This is a genomic window from Spirosoma liriopis, from assembly GCF_023196085.1.
In the GTDB taxonomy this organism is placed as follows: Bacteria; Bacteroidota; Bacteroidia; order Cytophagales; family Spirosomataceae; genus Spirosoma; species Spirosoma oryzicola.
In genome coordinates, this window is sequence record NZ_JALPRF010000002.1 from 536,667 (window position 1) to 561,610 (window position 24,944).

21 protein-coding genes are annotated in these 24,944 nt (G+C 49.7%); 8 read left to right on the plus strand and 13 right to left on the minus strand.

What is annotated here, in order from left to right; all coding sequences use genetic code 11:
* Positions 1 to 37 precede the first annotated feature (37 nt).
* A complete protein-coding gene (locus M0L20_RS11310; protein WP_248477056.1) occupies positions 38 to 3,088 on the minus strand; it encodes a SusC/RagA family TonB-linked outer membrane protein in 3,051 nt (1,016 codons plus the stop codon).
* Between the two features lie 276 nt (positions 3,089 to 3,364).
* Here M0L20_RS11310 and M0L20_RS11315 point away from each other — a divergent pair, with 276 nt between their 5' ends.
* Positions 3,365 to 4,390, plus strand: a complete 1,026-nt coding sequence (locus M0L20_RS11315; RefSeq protein WP_232561077.1) for a LacI family DNA-binding transcriptional regulator — start codon at positions 3,365 to 3,367, stop codon at positions 4,388 to 4,390.
* A gap of 60 nt (positions 4,391 to 4,450) precedes the next feature.
* Here the strand turns inward: M0L20_RS11315 and M0L20_RS11320 are convergent, their stop codons facing one another.
* From M0L20_RS11320 to M0L20_RS11345, 6 genes are all read right to left on the minus strand, one after another.
* Positions 4,451 to 5,926 (minus strand): APC family permease, encoded by a 1,476-nt coding sequence (locus M0L20_RS11320; RefSeq protein ID WP_248477057.1) that lies wholly within the window; start codon positions 5,924 to 5,926, stop codon positions 4,451 to 4,453.
* A 141-nt stretch (positions 5,927 to 6,067) separates the two neighbouring features.
* Positions 6,068 to 7,111, minus strand: a complete 1,044-nt coding sequence (locus tag M0L20_RS11325; protein ID WP_248477058.1) for a sensor histidine kinase — start codon at positions 7,109 to 7,111, stop codon at positions 6,068 to 6,070.
* 1 nt (position 7,112) lies between these two features.
* Positions 7,113 to 7,610, minus strand: coding sequence for a LytR/AlgR family response regulator transcription factor (locus tag M0L20_RS11330; protein WP_248477059.1), 498 nt, complete (start codon positions 7,608 to 7,610; stop codon positions 7,113 to 7,115).
* Between the two features lie 139 nt (positions 7,611 to 7,749).
* Positions 7,750 to 10,095 carry a beta-N-acetylhexosaminidase gene (locus M0L20_RS11335; RefSeq protein ID WP_248477060.1) on the minus strand — a complete coding sequence of 782 codons (2,346 nt, stop codon included), beginning with the start codon at positions 10,093 to 10,095 and terminating at the stop codon, positions 7,750 to 7,752.
* 142 nt (positions 10,096 to 10,237) lie between these two features.
* Positions 10,238 to 10,642: a carboxypeptidase-like regulatory domain-containing protein gene (locus M0L20_RS11340; RefSeq protein ID WP_248477062.1), complete on the minus strand. Its 405-nt coding sequence runs from the start codon at positions 10,640 to 10,642 to the stop codon at positions 10,238 to 10,240.
* 14 nt (positions 10,643 to 10,656) lie between these two features.
* Positions 10,657 to 10,977, minus strand: coding sequence for a hypothetical protein (locus tag M0L20_RS11345; protein ID WP_248477064.1), 321 nt, complete (start codon positions 10,975 to 10,977; stop codon positions 10,657 to 10,659).
* A gap of 611 nt (positions 10,978 to 11,588) precedes the next feature.
* Between M0L20_RS11345 and M0L20_RS11350 the strand changes: the two genes are divergently transcribed.
* Positions 11,589 to 12,884, plus strand: a complete 1,296-nt coding sequence (locus tag M0L20_RS11350) for a lytic transglycosylase domain-containing protein (RefSeq protein WP_248477066.1) — start codon at positions 11,589 to 11,591, stop codon at positions 12,882 to 12,884.
* Positions 12,885 to 12,943: 59 nt separating this feature from the next.
* On the opposite strand, the gene M0L20_RS11355 is transcribed toward M0L20_RS11350, so the two are convergent.
* Entirely contained in the window at positions 12,944 to 13,879 is a 936-nt protein-coding gene (locus M0L20_RS11355) for a homoserine kinase (protein WP_248477067.1), read from the minus strand.
* 219 nt (positions 13,880 to 14,098) lie between these two features.
* Here M0L20_RS11355 and M0L20_RS11360 point away from each other — a divergent pair, with 219 nt between their 5' ends.
* The 3 genes from M0L20_RS11360 to M0L20_RS11370 all read left to right on the plus strand — a co-directional run bounded on the left by M0L20_RS11360 (position 14,099) and on the right by M0L20_RS11370 (position 16,531).
* On the plus strand, positions 14,099 to 15,445 hold the full coding sequence (locus M0L20_RS11360; RefSeq protein WP_248477068.1) for a M23 family metallopeptidase: 1,347 nt from the start codon (positions 14,099 to 14,101) through the stop codon (positions 15,443 to 15,445).
* A gap of 71 nt (positions 15,446 to 15,516) precedes the next feature.
* On the plus strand, positions 15,517 to 15,876 hold the full coding sequence (locus tag M0L20_RS11365) for a hypothetical protein (RefSeq protein ID WP_232561087.1): 360 nt from the start codon (positions 15,517 to 15,519) through the stop codon (positions 15,874 to 15,876).
* A gap of 121 nt (positions 15,877 to 15,997) precedes the next feature.
* Positions 15,998 to 16,531: a ferritin gene (locus M0L20_RS11370; RefSeq protein WP_232561088.1), complete on the plus strand. Its 534-nt coding sequence runs from the start codon at positions 15,998 to 16,000 to the stop codon at positions 16,529 to 16,531.
* Between the two features lie 309 nt (positions 16,532 to 16,840).
* Here M0L20_RS11370 and M0L20_RS11375 read toward each other — a convergent pair whose 3' ends face one another.
* The 5 genes from M0L20_RS11375 to atpA form a co-directional block, all read right to left on the minus strand.
* Complete coding sequence (locus tag M0L20_RS11375) at positions 16,841 to 17,164, minus strand: hypothetical protein (RefSeq protein ID WP_248477069.1); 324 nt, start codon at positions 17,162 to 17,164, stop codon at positions 16,841 to 16,843.
* 330 nt (positions 17,165 to 17,494) lie between these two features.
* On the minus strand, positions 17,495 to 17,770 hold the full coding sequence (locus tag M0L20_RS11380) for a CbtB-domain containing protein (RefSeq protein ID WP_248477070.1): 276 nt from the start codon (positions 17,768 to 17,770) through the stop codon (positions 17,495 to 17,497).
* 99 nt (positions 17,771 to 17,869) lie between these two features.
* A complete protein-coding gene (locus M0L20_RS11385; RefSeq protein WP_232561091.1) occupies positions 17,870 to 18,439 on the minus strand; it encodes a DUF4136 domain-containing protein in 570 nt (189 codons plus the stop codon).
* 277 nt (positions 18,440 to 18,716) lie between these two features.
* Entirely contained in the window at positions 18,717 to 19,604 is an 888-nt protein-coding gene (atpG, locus tag M0L20_RS11390; RefSeq protein WP_232561092.1) for an ATP synthase F1 subunit gamma, read from the minus strand.
* 87 nt (positions 19,605 to 19,691) lie between these two features.
* Complete coding sequence (atpA, locus tag M0L20_RS11395; protein ID WP_248477071.1) at positions 19,692 to 21,266, minus strand: F0F1 ATP synthase subunit alpha; 1,575 nt, start codon at positions 21,264 to 21,266, stop codon at positions 19,692 to 19,694.
* 383 nt (positions 21,267 to 21,649) lie between these two features.
* Between atpA and bamJ the strand changes: the two genes are divergently transcribed.
* The 3 genes from bamJ (at position 21,650) to M0L20_RS11410 (ending at position 24,937) form a co-directional block, all read left to right on the plus strand.
* Positions 21,650 to 22,423 carry a BamJ family beta-barrel-assembly machinery protein gene (gene bamJ, locus M0L20_RS11400; protein WP_262923904.1) on the plus strand — a complete coding sequence of 258 codons (774 nt, stop codon included), beginning with the start codon at positions 21,650 to 21,652 and terminating at the stop codon, positions 22,421 to 22,423.
* Positions 22,424 to 22,521: 98 nt separating this feature from the next.
* A complete protein-coding gene (locus M0L20_RS11405) occupies positions 22,522 to 24,603 on the plus strand; it encodes a carboxy terminal-processing peptidase (protein ID WP_248477072.1) in 2,082 nt (693 codons plus the stop codon).
* A 94-nt stretch (positions 24,604 to 24,697) separates the two neighbouring features.
* A complete protein-coding gene (locus M0L20_RS11410) occupies positions 24,698 to 24,937 on the plus strand; it encodes a hypothetical protein (RefSeq protein WP_248477074.1) in 240 nt (79 codons plus the stop codon).
* Positions 24,938 to 24,944: the final 7 nt, after the last annotated feature.

Below are 24,944 nucleotides of genomic sequence, written 5' to 3' on the forward strand. Positions count from 1 at the left end.
AATCAAAGTCAGTCCGATTAATCGTATAAATCCCGGTTTAGAAAGTAACTTGTAGACCACCTAAAACCGAACGAGCGGGTGGGTAAACCAGATTGTCGACGCCGAGAACGGTATTTGACCCGGCATAACTGTTGACCTCCGGATCGAAGCCTGAGTACTTGGTGATCGTGAATAAATTGTTGACGCTGGCGTAGAACCGGATGCGCTGAATTCCTTTGATCTGCGGCAAGGTATAGCCCAGGGTGATGTTCTTGCACCGGAGGTACGAACCATCTTCAACGAATCGGTCGCTAACTGGTAGGCGGCTACCCTGAGCGGCACTGGCGTACTCCTGATTTGGGTTCGTAGCCGACCAGCGATTCGCTACGCCTTTTAGCAGATTGCGCTGACCCAGCGGGGTTTCGAACGCAAACCGAGCCTGGTTGTAAATGTCGTTGCCTTGCGAGCCGGACAGAAAGGCGCTGAAATCGAAGTTTTTGTAAGCAAGGTTCGTCGAGAAGCCGAAAATAAGCTTGGGATTTGGATTGCCCGTAATCACCTGATCGGCAGCCGTAATCTGACCGTCACCATTGATGTCTTTCAACTTGTGACCGCCGAGCCGACCGTCGTAGCCCGGCAGAATGGTTTCACCTGATTGGTTGATCCCATCAAACACGTAGGTTTTGAACAGACCCAGCGGTTGGCCAACGCTCAGGATGCTGTACGTTGTTACGAACCGCTCCTGCGTGGTGCCACCGTCCAGGTCGAGTACCTTGTTGCGGTTGATCGTCGCGTTGGCCGATACGTCCCATTTCAAGGCTCCCTGCAAAATGCGGGCGTTGGCGGCAAGTTCGATGCCTTTGTTTTGAAGAGAAGCAAAGTTGCCGGTGATGGTAGCGTAACCCGACGAGAGGGGGAGCGCCCTTACGTACAGCAGATCGCGGGTCGTTTTTTGGTATACATCGACAATGAAGCTCAGGCGGTTATTCAGCAAGCCAATGTCCAGACCAATATCGGTTTGCGCCGATTTTTCCCAGCGCAGATCGGGGTTGGCAATGCCCGACGGGTTGATGCCAGTCAGGTAGGTATGATTGAACTGGTAGTCGCTGCCTGACGACGAAACCGTGGCTAACGACTGGTATGGGTTTATACCGCCCGCGTTGCCCGTGATTCCCCAGCTACCACGTAATTTCAGATCAGACAGCCAGTTGACGTTTTTCAGGAACGGCTCGTCAATAATCCGCCACGCACCCGCTATCGCCGGAAAAAAGCCGTATTTATGATTTGCTCCGAATTTGCTTGACCCGTCGATACGAGCCGTCAGGTCCAGAAAATACCGGTCGCGGTAGCCGTAGTTGATGCGTCCCAGATACGAATCCAGTCCTTCTTTAGACCGGTAGCTGTTAACGGTTCGGGCCAGTGCCAATTGAAGGGCTTCGTCGCCGGTGGCATCGTTGGGAAAACCTGTCGCGTTGATCGTGTTGGTATTGTACAGGTTGCTTTGTGTCGCGAACACGCCCGTGAACTTAAGCGAATGCCGTTCGGCCAGGGTTGTGTTGTAGGTAAGGATGCTTTCGTGCAGCAATACCGTGCTGTTGCTGTTGATTTTGGAACCTGAGCCCGAATTATCGTTTAGATCCGTCCGGCTGACAATGGAGCGGGGCGAGTACGTATCGCGCAGGCTATTTTGCAGGTCGATGTTAAAGCTGGCGCGGTAGTTTAAGCCTTTCAACAGCGTGGCATCGGCAAAAAAGTTGGCGAGTGTGCGCCGGATGTTGGTTTGGTTCATCACTGCCGCCAGTCCCAACGGGTTAGTTACTTCCCGATACTGGCCGTTAGCCTGTTCGCCGAACGGAAAAACGCTGCCGTCCGGACGGTAAGGCTGTAGCGTAGGGGGCGCACCGAGTGCCGCACCCAAAATACTACTCGACACCACATCGGCATCACCCAAACTTGTTGACCCGTAAGGCACGCCATTGTTGATGGCGTAGGTACCCAAAATACTGGTTCCGATCTTTAGCCGGTTGTTGATTTTATGATCGACATTGATCCGGTAGGAATACCGTTTGAAGTTGGACGCGATGATAATACCATCCTGATTAAAGTAATTGCCCGACAGGGACAGCTGCGTTTTTTCGGAACCACCCGTGATGCTTAGCTGATGGCTTTGAATCGGAGCCTGCCGGAAGATGAGATTTTGCCAGTTGACGCCTTCGCCTAAGCTGGCAGGGTTCTGGTAAAAGTTATTTCTGAACACCTCATTTTCAAGCTGACCAAATTCGGCTGCGCTTAATACGGGCAGCGTTTTAGCCGCTTTTTGTACGCCGTAATACCCGTCATACGTAATCCGCGTAGCACCCGCTCGTCCACGTTTGGTCGTGATCAGCACAACACCGTTAGCCGCCCGTGACCCGTAGATCGCCGTTGCCGACGCATCTTTCAGGACCTCGATCGACTCAACGTCATTGGGGTTGATGGTCGAAAGCGGGCTTAGGGTGGTGACGTTGTCGCTGGGATTGCTGTTCGAGATCTGAATGCCATCGACGATGTAAAGCGGTTCCGAATTCCCGTTGATCGAGTTGGTACCCCGAATCCGCACGCTGACATTGCCGCCGGGCGCACCTGAATTTTGCGTGACCTGTACGCCCGATACCCGCGCCTGAAGACCCTGAGCGACGTTGGCTACCGGGGTCTGGACCAGATCTGTCGACTTCACCGAAGCAATTGAACCTGTGGTTTCAATTTTGCGCTGCGTACCGTAGCCGACCACGACGACTTCGTTGAGTGAACGATCGTCCGTTTGTAGTGTGAGGTCGATTGTCGTCCGATTCCCCACCGTAACGTCCTGCGAAACATACCCGATGAACGAAAAGGTAAGCACTGCAGGCTGACCGTTGGTAGCCTGCACGTTGGGGAGTGAGTAGCGACCGTCGGCATCGCTTGTTGTGCCACGCTGTGTATTTTTCAGAATGATGCTGACACCGGGCAAGGCATTTCCATCGGGACCCGTTACGCGTCCACTGACGGTAGACCCCTGAGCGTGGGCTTTCCAGGCTGCTACCAGAATCGTTAACCCCAAAACCAGAAAGAAGCGTATTCGTATTTTCATGAGGATGGTTATAGGAATAGTTTAATTTTTGGACGAACAAAGACGGATGAGAACAAAGCGGGTGTACATAAGACAAATAAGTACAGAACGCTTAAAACAGGCTGATTTTGCGTCTTCTGTTCGAATCTCATCACAGAAATGGCTTTTGTCAAGGAAAATTTGGGCTATTTTTTTGGGAACATTCCCAAAGATTAATGGGAATGTTCCCAAAAAAATAGGTACTTGATTAGAGTATTTAAGCCTTTAATCTGCCTCTTATAGTTAAAGTACAATTTCATGCAACAGCATCTGACGACAATCATTGATATTGCCCGGCAACTGGGGATATCAAAATCGACAGTATCGCGGGCCTTGACTGGTCATCCGAACGTAAATACGAAAACTCGTCAGCGCGTACTGGAACTAGCTGAGCAACTCGACTATCAGCGGAATCAGTTAGCTATTTCATTGCTTACGAATCAGACCCGGACAATCGGGATTATGGTCCCCGAATTCATTAGTTTCTTTTTTCCGAAAGTGATTATCGGGGCTCAGGAGGTATTGGCCGAAGCAGGCTACAACGTTGTGATCTGTCACTCCAATGAATCGTACGAAACCGAAGTAGCCAACGCTAAAGCGTTGCTGGCGAGCCGGGTCGACGGGCTGATTGTATCGCACACAAAAGAAACCCGCAACTTCGATCACTTTCGGGTGTTTCAGCGAAGGGGCATCCCGGTGGTGTTTTTTAACCGGGTCTGCGAAGACATGAACGTATCGAAGGTGACTGTCAACGATTATGACGGCGCGTTTCAGGCGGTTGAGCACCTGATTCAGACGGGCAAACGCCGAATTGCCCACCTTGCCGGACCAGACAGCTTACCCAACAGCCGCAACCGGCTCAATGGGTACCGGGATGCGTTGCGGAAGTACGGTATCGACGAGGAGCCAGAGCTAATCATTTCGTATGATCTGACGCTGGAAAAAGCGAATATCTATGTCAATCACCTCCTAAACTTACCGCAGCCACCCGACGCCCTGTTTACCATCAATGACCCCACGGCCATCGAAGCGCTGCAAGTCATCAAAAATCGTGGCCTGCGCATTCCTGACGACATTGCGATTGTCGGTTTCAGCAATGACCCTATCTCGGCGCTGGTCGAGCCGGGTCTGACCACCGTTGCTCAGCCCATTAGCGAAATCGGGCAGCAGTCGGCTCATTTATTGATGGAGCAATTGGCTGATAAGGAACAGATGAAGCCTGCGCGAACTGTTGTGCTGGAAACGCAGCTGATTGTCCGAGGATCGACCGTACAGGGAAAGTAAAGCACTAAAAAAAGCAACGCGGTCAGCACGTTGCTTTTTGAGTATACTGAAGTGATTAGGCTAGCGATTACGCGTTGTGAAATAATAAACGGGAATGCCTAAACCTGCAATTAGAAGGCCCATGCCCGTATTGAATGTCTTCGTGTAAAGCAAAATAAAGCAGATTGTCAGGCCCGCGATGATGTAAAGCGCTGGAACCAGCGGATAGCCGAATGCCCGATAAGGCCGCTCGGTATTGGGCTCCGTGCGCCGAAGCCGGAACAAACCCGTAATAGTGATGATGTAAAACAGCAGCGAAGCAAAGGTGCAGTAATCCAGTAAGTCGCCGTATTTGCCTGACAGACACAGCAACGAAGCCCAGATGCATTGCAGCCACAACGCCCGGCCCGGCACGGCGTTTTGGTTCAGGTGTGAAGCCTGCTTCAAAAACAAGCCATCTTTTGCCATAGCGTAGTACAGTCGCGCGCCCGCCAGAATTAACCCGTTGTTACAACCAAAGGTGGATATCATGATAAGCACCGCCATTACGCCGACCGCTACGTTACCAAAAATCGTTTCGACGGCGGCCGTAGCGACCCGGTCGGCTTCGGCAAACTGAATACCGCGGCCAACAATATCCGTCGCGGTAGGCGAACCTTTCAGGGGAAGAAGCGACAGGTACGAGATATTCGCCAGAAAATAAATCGTGGTAACCAGCAACGTTCCGAAGAATAACGCCAGCGGAATGTTCCGACGCGGATTCTTGATCTCGCCCGCAATGAACGTGACATTGTTCCAGGCATCCGCCGAAAACAGGGAGCCAACCATCGACGTACCGAAGGCCAGCACGAGCGCAATGCCCGCCAGCGGAACGATGTCGCCCGTGGCCGATGTGCTACTCGCTTCCCAGGCGTTGGTCAGATTGACCGATAGTAGGCCACTGCTTAGCCCGAGGGCAATGCCGACGATGATCAATCCAAACAAGGCAATGAGTTTGGCGGAGGTAAATACGTTCTGAATCAGCTTCCCGCTTTGCACCCCCCGACTATTCAGCCAGGTAAGTAAAACCAAACTCCCAATGGCAAACAGGGAGCCTAACGTAATTTTTATAGGACCGAGAGCCAACAACACGTTTTCGGGACCGAGCGCCGGAATAAAAACGGCGGTATATTTGGTAAACGCTACCGCGACAGCGGCAATGGTGCCGGTCTGAATCACCGTGAAGACGGTCCAGCCGTATACGAAGCCGGTCAGATGACCGTAAGCGCGTTGAATGTAAATGTATTGGCCACCGGCTTTAGGCATCATACCCGCCAGTTCGCCGTAACTAAGGGCAGCCGCTACGGTCAATACGCCCGTCAGCACCCACAGCATCAACAGCCAGCCCGACGAGCCCAGGTTACGGGCCATGTCGGCGGTGACGATAAAAACACCTGAGCCAATCATCGAACCCGAAACGATAAGCGTCGAGTCGAGCAGGCTTAAAGAACGTTTGAATTCGGTTGGTTCGTTGGCTACATCAGCCGGAGAAACGGAATTAGTTTGGTTGTCTGCCATGAAGAAGGAAAGATCTACCCAAAATAGGGCCTCAAGTGGCAGAATAGCAAACCTTCACCCGTAAAATTGCAATCTTGACAAACGAAAAATTCTGTCATCGTGCTTCGTGACAGAATTTTTGCATCGTTCTTTGGGCCTTATTCAAACCAATACGGCTTCGGGTATAGGCGGAATCAGAGGGACGCTTACCAGAAACTTCTGCTCGTCCTCCTGAATGAAAACCGACGGATGATCAAGCAATTTGTACTTCATGGTAATGTTTTGTAAGCCGATCTGATTCGACGGGACCGTCTGCTTCTTTTTCTGCAGGTTGTTCTCTACGTAAAGCTGACCGTCCTGCGTGTAAAGCTTGATCGTAAGGGGGCGACTGGCCGAAATTACGTTGTGTTTGATGGCATTTTCGAAAAGGACCTGGATCGTCAGGGGTGGGATCAGATAACGCATGTACGACGTGTCGATGGCGTGTTCCATAAATATGCCATTGCCGTAGCGGGTCTTGAGCAGATGAAAATAAGCGTTGATGAAGGTGATTTCCTCCGTAAGCGGGCAAAGATCGCGGTTGTCCTGCTGAAGCAGGTAGCGATAAACGGATGACAGTTCGTCGAGAAATCGTTCGGCCTGTTCGGCGTCACTGGTGATCAGCGATGACAGGGAGTTCAGATTGTTGAACAGAAAATGCGGATTGATCTGCGTTTTGAGCGAGTCGAGCTGGCTTTGCAGGTTTGCTTTTTTGAGTTCCTGCGCTTCGGTAAACGACACTTTCCAGCGCTGGTACAGATAAACCCCTTCGTAATAGGCGGCTAGCTGAATTGTGCCGACAACGGATACGAGTGTATTGAAAAAATAGGGCTTGAAAAGTAAGTAATCTTCTGACGGCCAAAGACCTATTACGTGGTAAAAAAACGTTTGGGTGATACGGATAAGACTCGAAAAAATAAGGAACCAGATCAGCTGATAAAGCACTCGCTGGCGCGTCTGCGTCAGGTCCGGATAGCGCCGTCGCGACAGAATAATGCCCCGCCGATTTATTTCCCACACCACTACCGTGCCCAGGATAAAAAGGAAAGGAATGCGCCAGTCGTTGGGATACGGGACATTGGTATAGCCGTACATCATCCACTGCCCCGCCAGAGCCAGCAGAGGAATTCCGATAAGGCGCATCCACTTGTCGTTCAGCTTCTGCATCTTATCTGCTTAGCCATTGATAGAATTCGTTGGCGCGGTCACCACTCACCAAGGCATTCGTTGGGTTCGAATCAACTTTGTACTGTCCGTTTTGGGGGTGAATTGGATCAAGCGGTGTTTCGGACGAGGTTACTGGTTTGACTTCGGGTGCCTGCTGATACTTGGCTAAGATCTGATCAAGCTCTTCTTTTTTAATAGGTTTGAGAAGGTAATCCAGACTATTGCCTCGGAAGGACTGGATGGCTGATTCGTTATAAGAGGTCGTGAAGACAACTGGACAAGTGATCGATACCAGGTTAAAAATCTCGAAACTTTGCCCGTCGGCAAGTTCAATATCCATCAGGATCAGATCGGGCTGCGGGTTGGCGTTCAGCCACGCGACGGTTGATTCTATTCCGTCCGTGACCCCTGCTATACGAGTGGTACACGCGCTGGAATTCAGCAGTTTTATCAACTTCTGAACGGCCAGAGACTCGTCTTCAACAATCAGGATATCCATAGGTCTAACGTATTCTCCTTTCAAGTAAGGACAAATTCTGTTCCTAAAAAACCAGGTGTGGAATAAGACGGAACAAGTAGTGTATGAACTGTTGATTTAGCTGTATGAACTGTACGTCTCTAAAAAGAAGCGGCACCGATTAGTGGACTTCAATTTCGTCTACGGCTAACTGAGCGGCTTTGCCGGGGTTTCGTAAACCGGCGGGTACTCGTCCGACGTTGTAAGCAACGATACGTACATAACGGGCAGTAGTAGCCGTAAAGTCGAAAGAAAGGCGGACGAAACCCCTTTTCCCGCCTTCAGCAGCGTTGGTCTTAGTCATTGACACCGACTGGAATGTCTTTCCGTCTTCGGATACGGCGATAGCAACCTGTCTGGGTAAGCAGATATTGCGGGCTGTGTATTTGAGAAACCCCACCCGAACGCTCCGAACGGACTGCGACTGCCCAAGATCAATTACGGCATTAATGTCGTTCGCGAAGGATACGACGCCCGCTACTTCATAACCGCCCATACCGCCGGTGGTGCCATCCGTCAGACTATAATTTTTGTCGGGACGGCCACGCGTTGGGGCGTTGAGTAGGGTATAGGGTTTGCCCGTCGCTTTCGAAACCAAATACTCGTTCTTTACTTTGGCCGGTTGGCTGATTGGCTGTCTGTCAGCAAAAGCTGCGGTTCGGATCGTTGTTGACTGGGCAAGGATAATTGGCTTTTCGTAGCGGGGAGACTCACCCGAAGGAACACTACCGTCCAGCGTGTAGCGAATTGTGGGAACCTGCGTATTCGCTGATAGTGAGACTTCTACCTGACCGCCAGCTGTTGGCTTAGCCGCAAACGATACATCGTAAAACGTCCTGGCATAATTGACGTTAAGAGTCGTTAAGCGCTCAAAATGCACAGGTAGGCGACGACTAAAATCGTCGTAATTTTTTACGTTCAACGGTGTCCAGACGACTTCGGCCAGGGCGGCTGCTCTGGGCCAAATCATGTACTCAAGCTGATCGGTATTGTTGATATACTCCGTCCAGAGATTACCCTGTGCGCCCAGGATGTGGGTGGCTTCGGCGGGTGTTAACGTTGATGGTGTGGGATTGTATGCGTACACCGTTGACAGCGGCAGATAATCGCCAAAGGCAGTGGGTTCCTGCGCCGGATTGCCCTGGTAGTGGTCGAGGTAGCAGAACTGGCCGGGTGTCATGATTACATCATGGCGCTGCTTGGCTGCCTGAATTCCGCCCTTTGTACCACGCCAGCTCATCACGGTTGCATTAGGCGAAATACCACCTTCCAGAATTTCGTCCCAGCCAATAATCCGACGACCTTTTGACGTAACAAATTTGTCGATGCGTGTGATGAAGTAGCTCTGCAACTCGTTCTCGTTCTTAAGCTTTTCGCGCTTGATCAATTGCTGGCAAAAAGCGCTATTTCGCCAGGCTACCTTAGGACACTCGTCGCCACCGATGTGAATGTATTTGCCCGGAAACAGACCCATTACTTCCGTGAGTACATCCTGTAAAAATGAAAATGTTTTCTCAGTCGGGCAGAATACATCGTTGAAAACGCCCCACTTGGTCGCCACCTGGTAGGGGCCGGGGGCGCAGGCAAGCTCAGGGTAGGCCGCCAGTGCTGCCTGTGCGTGGCCGGGCATTTCAATTTCCGGTACTACGTTGATGTGTTTGGATGCGGCATAGCGAATAACCCCGCGCACGTCGTCTTGCGTGTAAAAGCCGCCGTAGGGTTTACCGTCAAACACTTGCGGGTCGTATTCGTCGTAATGATCGACAATGGTCTGGCGTCGCTGCGAACCGATCTGCGTCAACTTGGGATACTTTTTGATTTCAATCCGCCATCCCTGGTCGTCGGTCAGGTGCCAGTGAAAGTTATTGAACTTGTGCAACGCCATCAAATCAAGGTAACGCTTGATGAAAGCAACCGAGAAAAAATGCCTGCTCACATCAAGGTGTAAACCCCGGTAACTGTAGCGCGGCCGATCCTGAATGCGGCAGGCCGGAACGCTTAACGTTGTCAAGTTGGTCGCGGGAACGGCGTGACTTGTCGCCAGAACGGTTGGCGGAAGCAGCTGATATAGGGTTTGAACGGCGTAAAAAAAGCCTTTCGGATTGGTGGCTTCGATGGTGATGAGTCGGTCCGTGGCGTCGATGCGGTATCCTTCATCGCCCAGTGTTGTATCGACCGAGGGGGCAAACTCGATGAGATTGTCCGGCTGATTCATTTTCGTCACGTTCCGCACGGACAGGGCCAGACCCGTACTACGGTTAATGTGGCTGGCCAAGGTATCAGCTATCGCTTTTAACCCATTCTGGGCAAAGGGTACACCGATGGTAGTGGTTCGACTAATGATAAAATCGCCAGCGCGGGGTTCGAGCTGGGCCGGACGAGGAATAAGGGAATAGCGCTCAACGGATTGGCCATTGACGGAAATCAACCGCAACAGCAAAGCAGCAACTAAGAGAATACGATTCATTCGCAATACAACTAAACGGCGGGAACACTACCGCTTCAACGCGTAAAGCTACAAAACCGTATGGAGGCCATTGTGTTCGTATGGGCAATACAGAATGTTTTCAAGCTACCACCGAGTAAAGAAGAAATTAACCGCTATAAGCTTACCGGGCTAGTAAAATGAAGTCGTATTGGGACGTATAACCAATCTGCGCAGCACAGCAATCTCCTTTTGACTGGTTGTTGAAAGTGACGCTATAATCCCTGTATGTATGGTATAAGGTCGAATCGGTATTGAACTGATTCGCTACTTCAAGGCTTCTATATTGGTTGGATGGTACAAAGGTGATCGTATACTCGCCCTGTCGGTTTGTGTAAACCGCTTCCAACTTATCAAAATGATACAGCGTACCTTTTCGTAGACCGGCAATGATGATGGGCACATTCGCAATGGGTTGATTGCTGTCGTCGGTAACCTTACCGTGAATGGTCGTAGAGCGGTTGCTGTGAATACAGCCCGAAAGACAAAGACCGAGAAGTAGAATTGAGAAGACCAGTGGTAATTTCATAGCTTGGTAAACAGCTATTCGTCAGTAGCCAGCAAGCCCGTTACGCCGAATAACAGGGTTCCTACGATCTTGGGTCCGAACTTCTTTCCAGCAAACCGACCAAATTCGCTCATCCACCGGGTCGTTTCGAGGGCTTTGTCACCCGTTTCTTTTAAAGCTTCTGACGCTTCCTTCCCAGCGGCCCGTTTGGTGAGGTACATGACAGGAGCGCTCAAGCCAAATACAGAAATACCCAGCAAGGTTCCGGCTACCGCACCAACCGCGCCGGATAGTTCTTTACCCGATTCCTCCAGCTGCTTCCATTTTTCTTCAAACTCCTGCTCGTTGGCTGCCATAACTTCGTTTGTGTTAAGAAAAATTATGCTTAAAGATACTGACAATCAGTGTAGAATGTTTACGGTGGAGCGAGGAGCTATCAGTGCTGCCAAGCGTTGAATCCTGAATTTTTGTCGGTTATTGAGCCACAATGGCTTCGTTTGCCTGATCCAATCGTAGTCAGTTTTGTTAAAATTTATTGTAAGGTTACAGGTTGGCCAGGGATTTTTAGAAACGCCCTGTGTAGCTCGTAGGCGCATAATTTTCGCATGAACGTGATTATCCTGAACCGCTTTAGTCAGCCAACAGCATATAAAGTCAAAGATGGTTAAATCGTAAACCATTGATTTATACGCTTTTCGTTGTAGTTTTGTGAATCATCCGGATGAAATAAAGTGTCTATTGCAAGTTAAGGCAAATATTATTTGCTAATCGAGCGGATGGATAAAGTGCCTTATCGGCGTATCAGTCGATAAAAAAGAGTACAATAAGCGTAAGTTAAGCATACGTGACGCGGCTGCTGGATTCGTGCAGCACAGGCAGAACAGAGAGAGGAGCGAGAAGCCGCAATAATCAATTACCGTTCAAATGAGCGGCTTGTACGCGTACCTACCGTAACTCACTGTTGTCAATGACGAAATTCATTCAGATGGTTGCAGCTGGAATCGGCTGTTTAACCACTCTTAGCAGCCTGTCGGCCTTAGCCCAAACAAACCAATTCCTTGCCCTCAATGCGAGCAGTTCAACTACCGAGTTCCTGCTGTCAGCAAAGCCCAACTTAGTTGAAGCGGTACATTTCTGTGGCGAAAATCTGCCGACCAATCAACCGACGATCACGGCGCATTGGAGCCGGACCTTATCTCGTCAGGCTGCGCTGGCCAGTACATTGTCTTTACTGAAACGGCGGGCGTCAGTCGTATTTCCGTTAATCGAGCCTATTCTAAAGCAATATGGAATTCCGTCCGATTTTAAGTTTTTGCCACTGCTGGAGAGCGCCGTAACCAATCGGGCTGTTTCGCGGAAAGGAGCGGCTGGTTTCTGGCAGCTTATGCCCCAGACAGCGCAGTCGCTTGGACTGAACGTATCGCGCCGACACGACGAACGCTTCAATCTTCAGAAAGCGACCCATGCCGCCTGCCAATACCTGAACGAATTGTACGATCAGCTAGGTTCATGGATGTTAGTGGCTACGGCCTATAACGCCGGACCGAATTATATTCAGCAGTTGAGTCGTCGGTATCCTGATGTGCACCCAATGGCACTGCCTTATCGGGCCGCAGAAACAAAAGCCTATCTGTTTCAGGCTATTGCTATCAAAGAACTTCTGACACGGCCTCAGGCTTATCCATCGCATCTGAGCAACCACCACATAGCCGCATTGAGTGATTCGGAAATGTCGGTATCCGCTGCTGAGCGAGCAGCTATTTTAGCGTCCTTCGACATGGATGAAACGGATTTCCCGGAAGCGATCGAAAAAGGAGAACCGACGTTTATCGCTGACTCGACGACAACGGTAGTGCTGTTGACTGAAGATGAAACGCCGGCTGAAAGTCCCGAACCAATGGAGTCGCCAGTGGCCAATGTAGCTGGTTCGTCTAGTTCAGCACCGGTAGTAGCGCCAAATCGATTAATTACCCGAAGTTTAAGTGATGGCCCTCTTGTCGAAGGAAAGTTCTTTATGTTCCAGGTCGTACAGCCTGTAACAATCAATGAACGGACGTTTGCCGTTGGCGACGTGATTCACGCGTACGTAGAATTGATCGATCCGGTCTCCAAACGAGCTTTTTTGCGTACAGACCGGCTGATCAGCGCTCAGACGCAGGAAACCATTCCGCTGAAATTAGTGGCCACTGAGCAGCCAAAACAACCCGGCGCGGCCCTACCGACGCAGGTAAATGGCTGGCAACTCGGTTGGGAGCAACTTTAGCATGCCAGCAGTGTACCAAGTAAAAGCGACGAAAACGTTTACTGTTCGTTGGTAACTGCTTAGTGAGCTAATACTTTTGGTCCCTGCCGATTGATCTCCGAAACGTACGTCTCGCTCGTAATGCCGACCGATAAAAAGGCTTGCTGCATAGCCGCTCCGACCTTCTCCGCTGTCTGTATGTCGCGGCTGAGGGCAAACATCGACGGACCCGATCCCGAAATGCTACAGCCGAGCGCACCGTTCGCTAAGGCAGCCTGCTTCACTTCGTTGAACTCAGGAATCAGAATAGACCGTACGGGTTCAATAATTACATCGACCAGCGAACGACTGATCAGGCCGTAGTCTGGCGTCATCAGACCGGCAATCAGGCCGGCTACGTTGCCCATCTGCGTGATGGTGTTCTTGAGAGACACCTCGTTTTTCAGAATAAACCGGGCATCTTTTGTGTTGACCTCTATATCAGGGTGAACAAGCGTACAAAATAACGTGGCGGGTGTTTCAATGCGAACCACATCCAGTGGTTGATAGCTCCGAATGACGACAAAACCGCCTAATAATGATGGGGCAACGTTGTCGGCATGGGCCGAACCGCAGGCAATGCGCTCGCCTTCCATAGCGAACGGCAACAGCTTTACGATTGGCAATGGCCGTCCGAGCAATTCATTGATGGCATACACGCCTGCTACGGCGCTGGCTGCGCTGGAACCCAGTCCACTACCCAATGGCATCTGTTTGCGCAAAATAACGTCAACGCCAATGTCGGTCCGATTGATCTGTTTAAGATAGGTCTGGATAGCAATACCGGCTGTGTTTCGTCCGGTTTCGCGGGGTAGGCGCCCTTCATCGCCGATGATGTCCTTGATGCGCACACCTGGTTCAGGACTAATTGTCAACGTGATCTGATCGCCGGGATTATCGACGGCAAAACCAAAAATATCGAATCCGCAAGCCACATTGGCAACGGTAGCAGGAGCAAAGACTGTAATTGAATCCACGATGGAAGAGAGCAACGTCAACGCAAGTTTAGCAATTTCAGGCCAGTAAATCAATTTAATAGCGTTCGCTCTTAAATCCTTTGGGCTCGGTAACCTATTTCTTAGCAAACGCTTAGTTATTGGAGTTATTAAGCTTGGTCTGGTTTGCGAAAACGCAGCTCATTAACTGACTGCTTAAACTATTTGGTGCTGTATAATCGTTTAATCTATAGTTCTACTATGGAATTTAAGTCTGTATTTCGTTTCTTCGTAACAAGTGTCGGCGTGGCTCTTTTGCACGCCTGTACGGGTGTTGGTCCGGCAACAAACCTATTTCGTCCATCGTCACCCCACGACCAGTACGGCCAGTCGCTGAAAGACGCGAAGCTGGATCGTACGGCATTAGGGGCCGACTGGGCCGCTGCTGGCGAGCGTGCGCTACGTGATTCATTAACAATTTCAATTCCCTACCGCGAGAGCGGTTATTTCTCGGCCAATAAGCCCTTTGCCGTTGGGTATCGGATGAGTGCCCAGCGGGGAGATCGCTTCTTGGTAAAGGTGGAAACGCAGGGTCAAAAAGAAGCACAGGTATTTATTGATGTGTTTGCGCTGGATGACCGAAATCGAACCAGTTTGCAGGCGGCTTCAAAAGCCGATACCAATGTGTTGGCCTGGGAGCCCCGCCGAACGCAAAATTTTCTAATCCGAATCCAGCCTGAGCTGTTGCGGAGCGGCAACTACACCATTTCCATTACCCGGGAGCCTGCGCTTAGCTTTCCGGTGCAGGGTCGCGACAGTCGGCAGATCAGTAGCTTTTTCGGAGCCTCGCGTGATGCCGGACGCCGACGTCATGAAGGCGTGGATATTTTCGCCCCGCGCGGAACACCCGCGGTGGCATCGGTCGATGGCGTTATTACAGGCGTCACAACCAATAGTCTGGGCGGTAACGTTGTGTTTCTGTCGGACAATGAACGCGACATTCGGCTGTACTACGCCCATCTCGACCGCTGGAATGTGAACGCTGGTCAGCGCGTGTCGATTGGTGATACTGTTGGTTATGTTGGTAATACGGGTAATGCCCGCACTACGGGACCTCATCTGCATTTTGGTATCTACAGCTCTGGTGGCGCAACTGATCCGTTGCCGTTTATCCGGCTTGGTCGGGGCCCTGCCCGGCAGGCATTGTTGCCTGCGTCGCGGTTGGGAGATTCTGTTCGTGTGGTGGCCGCACGCACGTTTATTCGGTCAGCACCCGGCAGTGATGCGCCCGTTGTCCGGGAGGTCGTTAAATCAACCGCGCTAACGATTGCAGGCGGAACAGAAACCTGGCTTCGTATAGAACTACCTAATGGCGAACTAGGATATGTAGCCAGCAGTGCAACGGAAACGATCAAACGACCGCTCCGGCGATTCGCGCTTACAACATCCACTAATTTGCTCGATGCCGCCGATAGTCAGGCTGGTATCCTAAACACGTTGCCATCGGGTTCGTCCATCGATATATTGTCGGTATTCGCTGGTTTTCAGCTTGTTCGTAGTATGAACGGCCAAATCGGTTGGGTTAACAAAGGAACCCTTTCCTACTAGAATAAATATTGTTTAGAAATTATCTAAATTGAGCGTTCGTTTTTTTATATTTGCACATCTTTTGTGTGACTATGACCAGTAACGTACCGGCTACCTATCAGGAAGTCTTTAAAACGGATCGAGGTGTTGTTTATCAGTGCGATGTAACGAATCGACTGGTTCTGGAGTTTTGGGACACCCATACACAACTGTCAGCGCGCGATTTTGCGCAGTTCCGGCGGATGGTCGAAACGATTGATGTTCGGCAAATGGCACTCAGTACCGACGCTGCCTATGACGTAGAGATCTTGACGCCACCCCGTTCTGAGCGTTGCTATGTGCTAACGCTTTGTGAAATCATTCATTTGCGGGAGTTGTTGAATGGCGCTAAACTCATGCTTGAACTCAATACGATGCTTCGTGAGTGTGGTTGTTCGTTATCCAAATACTAATAAATAGACTGCTTCTAAATTTTCTGATAATCAACCGGCTGCGTAACAACAGTCGGTTTTTTGTTGTTGTTTTGTTGAACAATTAAGCAGAATCAACTCACCGAATACGGTAACACATACTATGAAAGATCTAGCAAGACTTCGTACGTCTATCAAAGAAAGCGTCGAGCTGGCCCTGAATCAGCAAATACAAATGGAAATGATCTCGTCGTCGAAATATTTGGCGATGGCGGGTTGGTGTGATCGGAACGGCCTCGATTACAGCGCTGGGTTCTTCTATAAGCAGTCGGAAGAAGAACGTAACCACGGTATGAAGATATTTCATTATCTCTGCGACCAGGGTGCAACTGCTTATTCTCCGGAAGTACCCGCTGTCAGCCAGGAGTTCGATTCATTCCGGTCCGTGTTCGAAGCTGCCTTAGAGCAGGAGATCGCGGTAACCGACTCAATCAACCGGATCATTGGAATCTGCCGTCGGGAGAGCGATTTCGCTTCCGAAGAACTAATGAAATGGTACGTGAAAGAGCAGATGGAAGAAGAATACATCGCTCGTCGCTGCCTCGATCTGTTTGATCAAATCCCAGCCGATCAGATCTACTACCTAGATCAAAAAGTATCGAGCGTTACTTACGACGGAAACGTTTTTGAAGCGTAGCTCCGAATCAAACTATACAAAAAGGCACCTGTTGAGGGTGCCTTTTTTCGTTTAAGCGATACGCGTTTTAAAAAGTCGGTGGGTATATCTAATTCAACACTTCACATTGAAGGCCGGCCCGAGTCAGCAACCTGATAATATCCGACTCAGTGAGCGATTCGGTTTCAATGCGTAGAACGCAGTCACAGTCTTCCAGATCAACGCTCCATCGGCATATTCCCCGCAATTTACAGAGTCGACAGGCCGCCCGATGAACTCGTTGGTCAGTATTGATATTTGTCCTGAAAACAAGCACGTTTTGCATGGTATTTAATTCTGTGCGTTACGGAGGGTTTCAATCCAATGGAGTCTGGCCACCGCCCGACCTAACATCTGCCTCAACTCAATTAGCTCATTTGGACGAAAGCTAAAGCTTAAGTAGCGGGAAGGGGTGCTTAAATGAACACGATCCTCGTGCGGGTGAGCGTCAAAATAAGCGTTCGCGTCGATGCATCTTACGTTCCATTCCAACGCCAGAAAGTCTTCGTAGCACAGCCATTGAGTTATGTTGTTGAACTGTAAGGCAATATTATGGGTGTCGTCGGGAGCGGTATGTCCATAAAGCACGATACGCCCACTGACTGATTCAGACAAGAGGTGGCACTGGCATATCATAATAATATATATTTTAAGCAGTTAGCCTGAAAACTTCGATTTATAAGCTGGTTGCAGCCGCTCACCAATAACTGACGAGACAAGGCTTGTACAGCGGTTCTGTATGGCAAACCTAGTCTTTGTTTAGAAAGATTCCAAACAAATAAGTATATTATTTATAATAAATCTAAATAATTATAAAAGGAGCACAAAAGCTTATCAAGGATGTGGTTAAGTCAATGCGAGTGGGTCAATTGTGAACATGCCCGCTGATAAACTAATCATCGTTCTCCTTTACCTCAATAGGTTGAGAAGCCAAGAGTCTCGCCTTTAGTTGTGGCTAACAACATGTTTCGAGTCACGGGGAGATAGTTGCCAGGAGGTGTCGATGGGAGCGACGGAGTCAACCGTGTCGCAATTTTCGAGTCGTTGCTGTAGATTCTTGATCTGCCTATCCTGCTGATCGAGGCTGCGTCGGAGGTCGTGTGTCGTATCTTCGAGCCTCTGGTGTCTGCTGTACGCTACCATGAGCAAAGCCGCAATGCCTAACAGTAGAACAAATACTACGGTCAGGAGCGAATAAACGACTCCTCGGCTAGCAGACATGTGGTTTAGTTGGAAAACTGCAAATAAACAAAAAGCTATGGCCATAAAAAAACCTACGGTACAGACGTACCGTAGGTTTTAATTAAGGACCTGAATTCCTTAGCGCGCTGCACCGTAGTCCTGACCAGCACTTTCTGGGAAGTTTTTCATGATGCTGGTTACTGTTTCCCGGAAGGTTTGATCGCGGTCGCGTTCTTTGTTTCGGTTGTTTAGCTGACCGGTTGCCCAGCCCTGCCAGACGATATCGTTCGTACGAGCGTCGGAAACGTTAATAACGACACGGTTCTCTTCATACTGCCGTGAGTAAACATTGTTACCCATACCACCGTACCACCACGAATAAGGTGAGTACATATTGTTAGACTGGATTTGCTGACGATCACGGGAGTCCGTAAAGAAACGAACAACAAGATCCGCTTCACCTTGCGTAACAGGCTTATAGCCGCGCGCTTTCAGCGACTGATCAAGTGCATCAGCGATCCGGCGTTGGTTTAGGTTGCTACCAACGATAGGATCAGCGTTACGTTGACGGTCCGCTTCAATCCGGTAGGTAGTAAACTGACGAACGTTTACTTTAGGATCGTAATCGTATTTAACCGTAATGGCAGGAGCGCAGGACGCCAGCGTACCGGCGATAAAAAGACTGCTAATTATACCTTTGAGTTTCATGTGATTTGGAATCGTTATGGGTGTCAAACCGATTACTTAACGTTAAGAAAAGCGTCCTTCGTATATGACAACTAAATAACTAAATGTTACCTTGATTGGTTCCTGATTTTGCTTGATAATTAATGGCTCCAATAGAATGTAAATTATTGATAATCAGAGTATAATGAGTTTTTAATCAGGCCTTAAGCCAATCTTAACAAGGATTGGCTTAAGGCAATTATACACAAAAAAAGCACGACTGGATCGGTCGTGCTCTTTGTACGATAGAAAAAGATATTTAGGCGCTGGCCAACGCTTCAGCACCACCGACAATTTCGAGAATTTCGGTCGTAATAGCAGCCTGACGAGTCCGGTTGTATACCAGGCGAAGCTCTTTCAGCAGTTCACCGGCATTGTCAGTAGCCTTATCCATGGCCGTCATTCGCGCACCGTGCTCTGACGCGTTTGAGTCAAGGACGGCTTTGTACAGCTGAATCTTCAGCGTTTTAGGAATCAGCTCCGTGATGATTTCTTCTTCGGCGGGTTCGAAAATGTAATTGATAGCTGATGCTGTTGATCCCGCTGGCGCTTCCGTAGCGACAATGGGTAGCATTTGCTCCGTCCGCACGATCTGTACCGCTGCGTTCCGGAACTCATTATAAATCACTTCAACCACATCGTAGCTTCCGTTGACGAAGCCTTCCATTGCTTCCTCAGCCGCAGCTCGTACGGTTGCGAAGTTTAACGATCCGAAGGTATCAATGTGGTTTGTATTGACTTTGAAACCCCGACGCTGGAATGCCTCTGCACCTTTCTTGCCAATGCCCATAATCTGTACGTTGCCCTGGCGAGCCTGTGCAGCGTATTTTTCATCGATCAAGGTCAGCGCAGCTTTTACAACGTTTGCGTTAAAGGCTCCGCATAAGCCACGATCGGATGTAATAACGATCAGAAGCACCCGGTCAACAGGGCGAGCCTGCTTGTAAGGACTTTCTGACGCTGTTTCTGCACCCGCCGATACCGTGCCGAGCATCTGGCTCAGCTTCTGAGCGTAAGGACGTAGTTGCGTAATGTTATCCTGAGCCCGACGTAACTTGGCCGCAGCCACCATTTTCATGGCTTTGGTGATCTGCTGCGTTGAGTTAATCGACGATATCCGGGCGCGTACTTCTTTTAGTGAGGCCATATGATAGTTTTCAGTTAATAGTTTACAGTTTTCAGCCTGACGTCAACGCGTTGATTGCCCGCTAAAAACTGTAAACTGAAAACTAGTTTAATACTGTGCTGACAGATCAGCCGCAACTTTCTTAAGCGTCGCGGTTGCTTCGTCGGTAAGCTTACCTGCGCGGAGGTCAGCCAGAATGTTTGGATACTGCGCGCTAAGTACCATCGCAAATTCGCTTTCAAACGCTTTTACTTTGTTGACGGGGACTTTGTCAAGTAACCCGTTTGTCGAAGCGTAAATGATAGCTACTTGCTGATCGACAGGAACTGGTGCATACTGAGCTTGTTTCAGCATCTCCTGGTTCCGGCGACCCCGTTCGATGGTCAGCTTCGTCGAGGCATCAAGGTCTGAACCGAATTTCGCGAAGGCTTCTAACTCGCGGAACTGAGCCTGATCAAGTTTAAGCGTACCCGCTACTTTCTTCATCGACTTGATCTGCGCGTTACCACCTACCCGCGATACCGAAATACCAACGTTGATAGCAGGCCGAATACCAGAGTTGAACAAGTTCGACTCCAGGAAGATCTGTCCGTCCGTAATCGAAATTACGTTGGTTGGAATATAGGCAGATACGTCACCGGCCTGGGTTTCGATGATTGGAAGTGCCGTCAACGAACCACCACCTTTCACCTTGTCTTTCAACGAAGGTGGCAGGTCATTCATGTTTTTGGCAATCTCGTCGTTACCGTTGATTTTAGCCGCCCGCTCTAATAACCGGCTGTGCAGATAGAATACGTCTCCTGGATACGCTTCACGTCCTGGTGGGCGACGCAGCAGCAGCGATACTTCACGGTAAGCAACCGCCTGTTTCGACAGATCGTCATAAACAACAAGCGCTGGACGGCCTGTGTCGCGGAAGTATTCACCAATAGCTGCACCCGTAAACGGCGCAAAGAATTGCATTGGCGAAGGGTCTGACGCGTTAGCCGACACGATAACCGTGTAGTCCATAGCGCCTGCTTTCCGTAGGGTGGCTTCTACCTGCTTTACGGTCGAGGCTTTCTGACCGCAGGCAACGTAGATGCAGTATACGGGCTGACCTCTGTCGTAAAATTCTTTTTGGTTAATGATGGTATCGATGGCCACAGCGGTTTTACCCGTCTGACGATCGCCGATGATCAACTCGCGCTGACCCCGTCCGATGGGGATCATGGCGTCGATTGCTTTGATACCTGTTTGCAGCGGTTCATTTACCGGCTGACGGAAGATAACGCCTGGTGCTTTCCGCTCCATCGGCATTTGGAATAGCTCGCCCTGAATAGGACCCATGCCGTCAATAGGCAGGCCGAGCGTGTTAACAACACGACCGAGGATACCATCGCCAACGCTTACGTAAGCAATCTGATCAGTGCGCTTAACCGTGTCGCCTTCTTTGACTTCCGAATAGTCGCCGAGTAATACGGCTCCAACGTTGTCTTCTTCGAGGTTCAGGGCCATCGCCTGAAGCCCGTTGTTGAACGACAGCAATTCGCCGGCCTGCACTTTCGAGAGGCCGTAGATACGCGCTACGCCGTCACCGATTTGCAGCACCGTACCGACTTCTTCGAGTTCAGCCTCGGTTTGTGTACCGGCTAGCTGCTGGCGCAGGATGGCTGATATCTCGTCGGGTCTTACGGATTCCATATAAGTAGGATGAAATTTATAGATCGATTTTCGGCCGCAAAGGTATGATTAAAATTTAATAAAATTATGAATAATTCAATAATCATTCGCTGAACCTTAGACTTTTCCGGCAGACGCCTATTTATTAGAAGGACCATTAAGCGAAGAATTAAGCCGTTCGTCCAAATTTGGAGTATTTTAAGAAGGTAAGCGTAGCGAAAGCAGTTTGTATGCGTTACTTTTAATGGGTAAGCAGAATAGTCTTTCTGGAAAGGTTTATCGCCACTGTTTATGGAGCGGTAAAGTAAAATTTCATCGAAACCGTTATTCTCCAAACTTTTCTAGTATCTGTTCACGTTTTATCAGTAATCAGTTTAGTGTATATCACTCCCTTTTAAGTTCGCATGAAGTTCAACCAATGGATGCTGGCCGGTGTTGCGTCGGCTGTTTTTGTCGCCAGCGCTGCGACGGCCCAAGTTAAAAAACCAGCTGTTAAAAGACCCGCCACAGGTGTCAAACCTGCTTCGACTGCCAAATCAACTACAGGAGGTGCCATCGTGTCGTCTCAGGATTCCATAAGCTACAGCATTGGTCTTTTTATGGCCCAGAACCTGAAACAACAGGGCATGACCGAGCTGAATAACGACCTGTTGACGCGTGGTCTTCAGGATGCATTGAGTGGTCAAAAAACGCAATTGACGCAGGAGCAGGCCGGGCAGATTCTAAATGCTTACGCTCAAAAGCAATACGCCATCCGTAACGCTGAAGGGCAGAAAGCATCGGCCGAAAACAAAAAAATCGGGAGTGCTTTCCTGACTGAGAATAAAGCAAAATCGGGCGTTGTTACGACAGCCAGCGGATTGCAGTATTCTGTTGAAAAAGAAGGTACAGGTGCTAAACCAACTGCCACGGATCGGGTTAAAGTACATTACACGGGCCGCTTACTTGATGGTAAAGTATTTGATAGTTCAGTAGAACGTGGTCAGCCAATGGAATTTGGTGTGAATGAAGTGATTAAAGGTTGGACCGAAGCGCTTCTGTTGATGCCGGTCGGTTCAAAATGGAAACTATTCATTCCTTCTGATTTAGCCTATGGTGACCGGGGGGCCGGTGCTGACATCAAACCGGGCTCGACATTGGTGTTTGATGTCGAATTGCTTGATATAGTTAAACAATGAGGGAATGGCGAATAAATAAATGAGCGCCGATAGTCTGAACAGACAATTGCTGGCTCATTTACTTATTCGCCCGTTCGCGACTAATCTGGGTAATGTAGATGAAGAAGTATCTGGTGACCCTATTGCCCGTGCTGATGCTGAGTTTTCAGCCGGATTCTCCTTCTGGAGCCTACACTCCAGGCGGTGCGCCCCTTTCAGGTGGCCAAACCTCGTCTCCCAATGACGATTTGAAACCGTCTATTTCGCAGGAGAAGGTGGAAACGCTGGTAGCTAAGCTATTAACGACCTACCATTACCGCAAAGTAAGACTGAATGACTCGCTGTCGTCCGTTGTTTGGGACAATTATCTGAAAGAAGTAGATGGTAGCAAAACCTACCTATTGGCGTCAGACGTAGCGGCTTTTGAGAAATATCGTTATCAGATTGATGACGCCTTGGTTAACGGCGATCTGACAGCGGCCTACGACCTGTACAACGTCTTCCGCAAGCGGTACCAGGAACGTAGCGAATTCATTAAAGAGCAGCTCAAAAAACCGTTGAGCTTCACGACGGATGAGACGTTCAATACGGATCGTGAAAAAGCGGCCTGGCCAAAAACGGCAGAAGAACAAAACGAACTGTGGCGGAAAATCCTGAAAAACCAGGAGCTGGAGCTTCGTTTAGGCAATCGCAAAGACAGCGCCGTAGTCGCTCTGATGACCCAGCGGTACACGAATCTTGATAAGGCGATCAACCGGATCAAGAGCGCCGATGTATTTCAGATGTATATGAACTCGTTTGCCGAAGCGCTTGACCCTCACACGAACTATCTTTCGCCCACAAACGCGGATCGCTTCAACCAGGAGATGAGCCAGTCGCTGGAAGGGATCGGTGCGATGCTTCGGGAAGATGGTGATTACATTCGTATCACGGACATTCTGCCGGGCGGTCCAGCTTTCAAAAGCAAGCTGCTCAACAAAGACGATAAGATTGCCGGCGTTGCGCAGGGCGATAACGGGCCGATGGTTAACACCATGAACTGGCAGGTCGATGATGTAGTCAAGCTTATCAAAGGACCGAAAGGCACGATTGTGCGGTTGCAGGTTATTGCTCCTAACGCATTAGCTGGTGCGCCACCGAAAGAAATCCGACTGGTACGGGAGAAGATCAAGCTGGAAGAGCAGCGAGCCAAAAAAGAAGTCATTGAGGTTTCCGATAACGGTCGGGCATTCAAAATCGGTGTTATCAACATTCCGATGTTCTACCGTGATTTCGAGGGAGCCCGCAAGCGCGAAGAAGGATTCAGCAGCACAACGAGTGACGTGAAGAAATTCGTGGAAGAGCTGAAAGGCGAGAAAGTAGACGGTATTGTTATCGATCTGCGCGACAACGGAGGTGGATCGCTTACCGAAGCTATTAACCTTACCGGTCTGTTTATTCCCAAAGGACCCGTTGTTCAGGTTCGCGAGTCATCGGGTGAAACAGAAGTTTACACCGATCCCGATCCGTCTGTGGCTTACGATGGCCCAATGGCTGTGCTGGTAAACCGATTCAGTGCTTCGGCGTCTGAAATCTTTGCTGCGGCTATTCAGGATTACAAACGGGGCGTTATTGTGGGTGGACAGACCTTCGGTAAAGGTACGGTTCAAACATTGATCGATTTAAACCAGTGGCTGCCTAAAGAGCCGGAAAAAGTTGGTCAGGTGAAAATGACGATCCAGAAGTTTTATCGGATAAATGGTAGCAGTACGCAACACCGGGGTGTTACGCCAGACATCGAGCTGCCATCCGCTTTCTCGGCTGAAGAGTATGGCGAAAGCTCGCAGCCAAGTGCGTTGCCTTGGGATCAGATCAATTCGACGCGTTATGAGCAGTCACGTGGCCTCGACGATAAAATCCTGGCTCGTCTGCGGGATCGCTTTGATCAGCGACTTAAATCCGATCCGGAGTTGAAGCAACTGGCGCAGGATCTGGCCGATTTCAAAAAGGCAAAGGAGAATACGGTTGTGTCGTTACAGGAAACGAAACGTCGGAAAGAACGGGAAGAGGCAGAACGCAAACGCACTGCTGCGAACAAGGTCTCTCAGATAACGGCTACTGTTGATGAAACCGGAACGCCGACTCCGAAGAAAAAGAAAGATTTGTATCTGACTGAGGCTGGTTTAGTACTCGCTGATTACATCTTGGCAGCTAACAAGTAAGCGAGTCAGGTTGTGTTGCCCCAGTAAAACGAAAACCCCGTGTAGCAAACTGTTACGCGGGGTTTTCGTTTATTGACATAAATCTTATTTCTACATGTGGTACTTCCTTATAAAACAGGCTACCCTCGAAACAAATCAATATCAGGCGCTGCAGAAAAAAGCCTCGCTGACGGAAGTTGAGCTATTCAACGAACCTTACGAAAACTGGTACGTGTTCACGGTTGAGAAAGACCGGCACCGTGAGTTTATGGACTATCTGGACCTTGAAGGCATCAGCTATGATTTGAACGCTGATCGACCAACCCGAGAAGAAATGCTGGCCGGAATGCGCTAAGCCATAA

What these genes read in the sequence shown, in the direction of transcription:
- M0L20_RS11405 (WP_248477072.1), top strand. Translation starts at nt 22,522, where the DNA reads ATGAAGAAGTATCTGGTGACCCTATTGCCCGTGCTGATGCTGAGTTTT.
- M0L20_RS11370 (WP_232561088.1), top strand. Translation starts at nt 15,998, where the DNA reads ATGAAAGATCTAGCAAGACTTCGTACGTCTATCAAAGAAAGCGTCGAG.
- M0L20_RS11315 (WP_232561077.1), top strand. Translation starts at nt 3,365, where the DNA reads ATGCAACAGCATCTGACGACAATCATTGATATTGCCCGGCAACTGGGG.
- bamJ (WP_262923904.1), top strand. Translation starts at nt 21,650, where the DNA reads ATGAAGTTCAACCAATGGATGCTGGCCGGTGTTGCGTCGGCTGTTTTT.
- atpA (WP_248477071.1), bottom strand. Translation starts at nt 21,266, where the DNA reads ATGGAATCCGTAAGACCCGACGAGATATCAGCCATCCTGCGCCAGCAG.
- M0L20_RS11380 (WP_248477070.1), bottom strand. Translation starts at nt 17,770, where the DNA reads ATGTCTGCTAGCCGAGGAGTCGTTTATTCGCTCCTGACCGTAGTATTT.
- atpG (WP_232561092.1), bottom strand. Translation starts at nt 19,604, where the DNA reads ATGGCCTCACTAAAAGAAGTACGCGCCCGGATATCGTCGATTAACTCA.
- M0L20_RS11320 (WP_248477057.1), bottom strand. Translation starts at nt 5,926, where the DNA reads ATGGCAGACAACCAAACTAATTCCGTTTCTCCGGCTGATGTAGCCAAC.
- M0L20_RS11345 (WP_248477064.1), bottom strand. Translation starts at nt 10,977, where the DNA reads ATGGCAGCCAACGAGCAGGAGTTTGAAGAAAAATGGAAGCAGCTGGAG.
- M0L20_RS11330 (WP_248477059.1), bottom strand. Translation starts at nt 7,610, where the DNA reads ATGGATATCCTGATTGTTGAAGACGAGTCTCTGGCCGTTCAGAAGTTG.
- M0L20_RS11335 (WP_248477060.1), bottom strand. Translation starts at nt 10,095, where the DNA reads ATGAATCGTATTCTCTTAGTTGCTGCTTTGCTGTTGCGGTTGATTTCC.
- M0L20_RS11350 (WP_248477066.1), top strand. Translation starts at nt 11,589, where the DNA reads ATGACGAAATTCATTCAGATGGTTGCAGCTGGAATCGGCTGTTTAACC.
- M0L20_RS11310 (WP_248477056.1), bottom strand. Translation starts at nt 3,088, where the DNA reads ATGAAAATACGAATACGCTTCTTTCTGGTTTTGGGGTTAACGATTCTG.
- M0L20_RS11360 (WP_248477068.1), top strand. Translation starts at nt 14,099, where the DNA reads ATGGAATTTAAGTCTGTATTTCGTTTCTTCGTAACAAGTGTCGGCGTG.
- M0L20_RS11385 (WP_232561091.1), bottom strand. Translation starts at nt 18,439, where the DNA reads ATGAAACTCAAAGGTATAATTAGCAGTCTTTTTATCGCCGGTACGCTG.
- M0L20_RS11340 (WP_248477062.1), bottom strand. Translation starts at nt 10,642, where the DNA reads ATGAAATTACCACTGGTCTTCTCAATTCTACTTCTCGGTCTTTGTCTT.
- M0L20_RS11410 (WP_248477074.1), top strand. Translation starts at nt 24,698, where the DNA reads ATGTGGTACTTCCTTATAAAACAGGCTACCCTCGAAACAAATCAATAT.
- M0L20_RS11365 (WP_232561087.1), top strand. Translation starts at nt 15,517, where the DNA reads ATGACCAGTAACGTACCGGCTACCTATCAGGAAGTCTTTAAAACGGAT.
- M0L20_RS11325 (WP_248477058.1), bottom strand. Translation starts at nt 7,111, where the DNA reads ATGCAGAAGCTGAACGACAAGTGGATGCGCCTTATCGGAATTCCTCTG.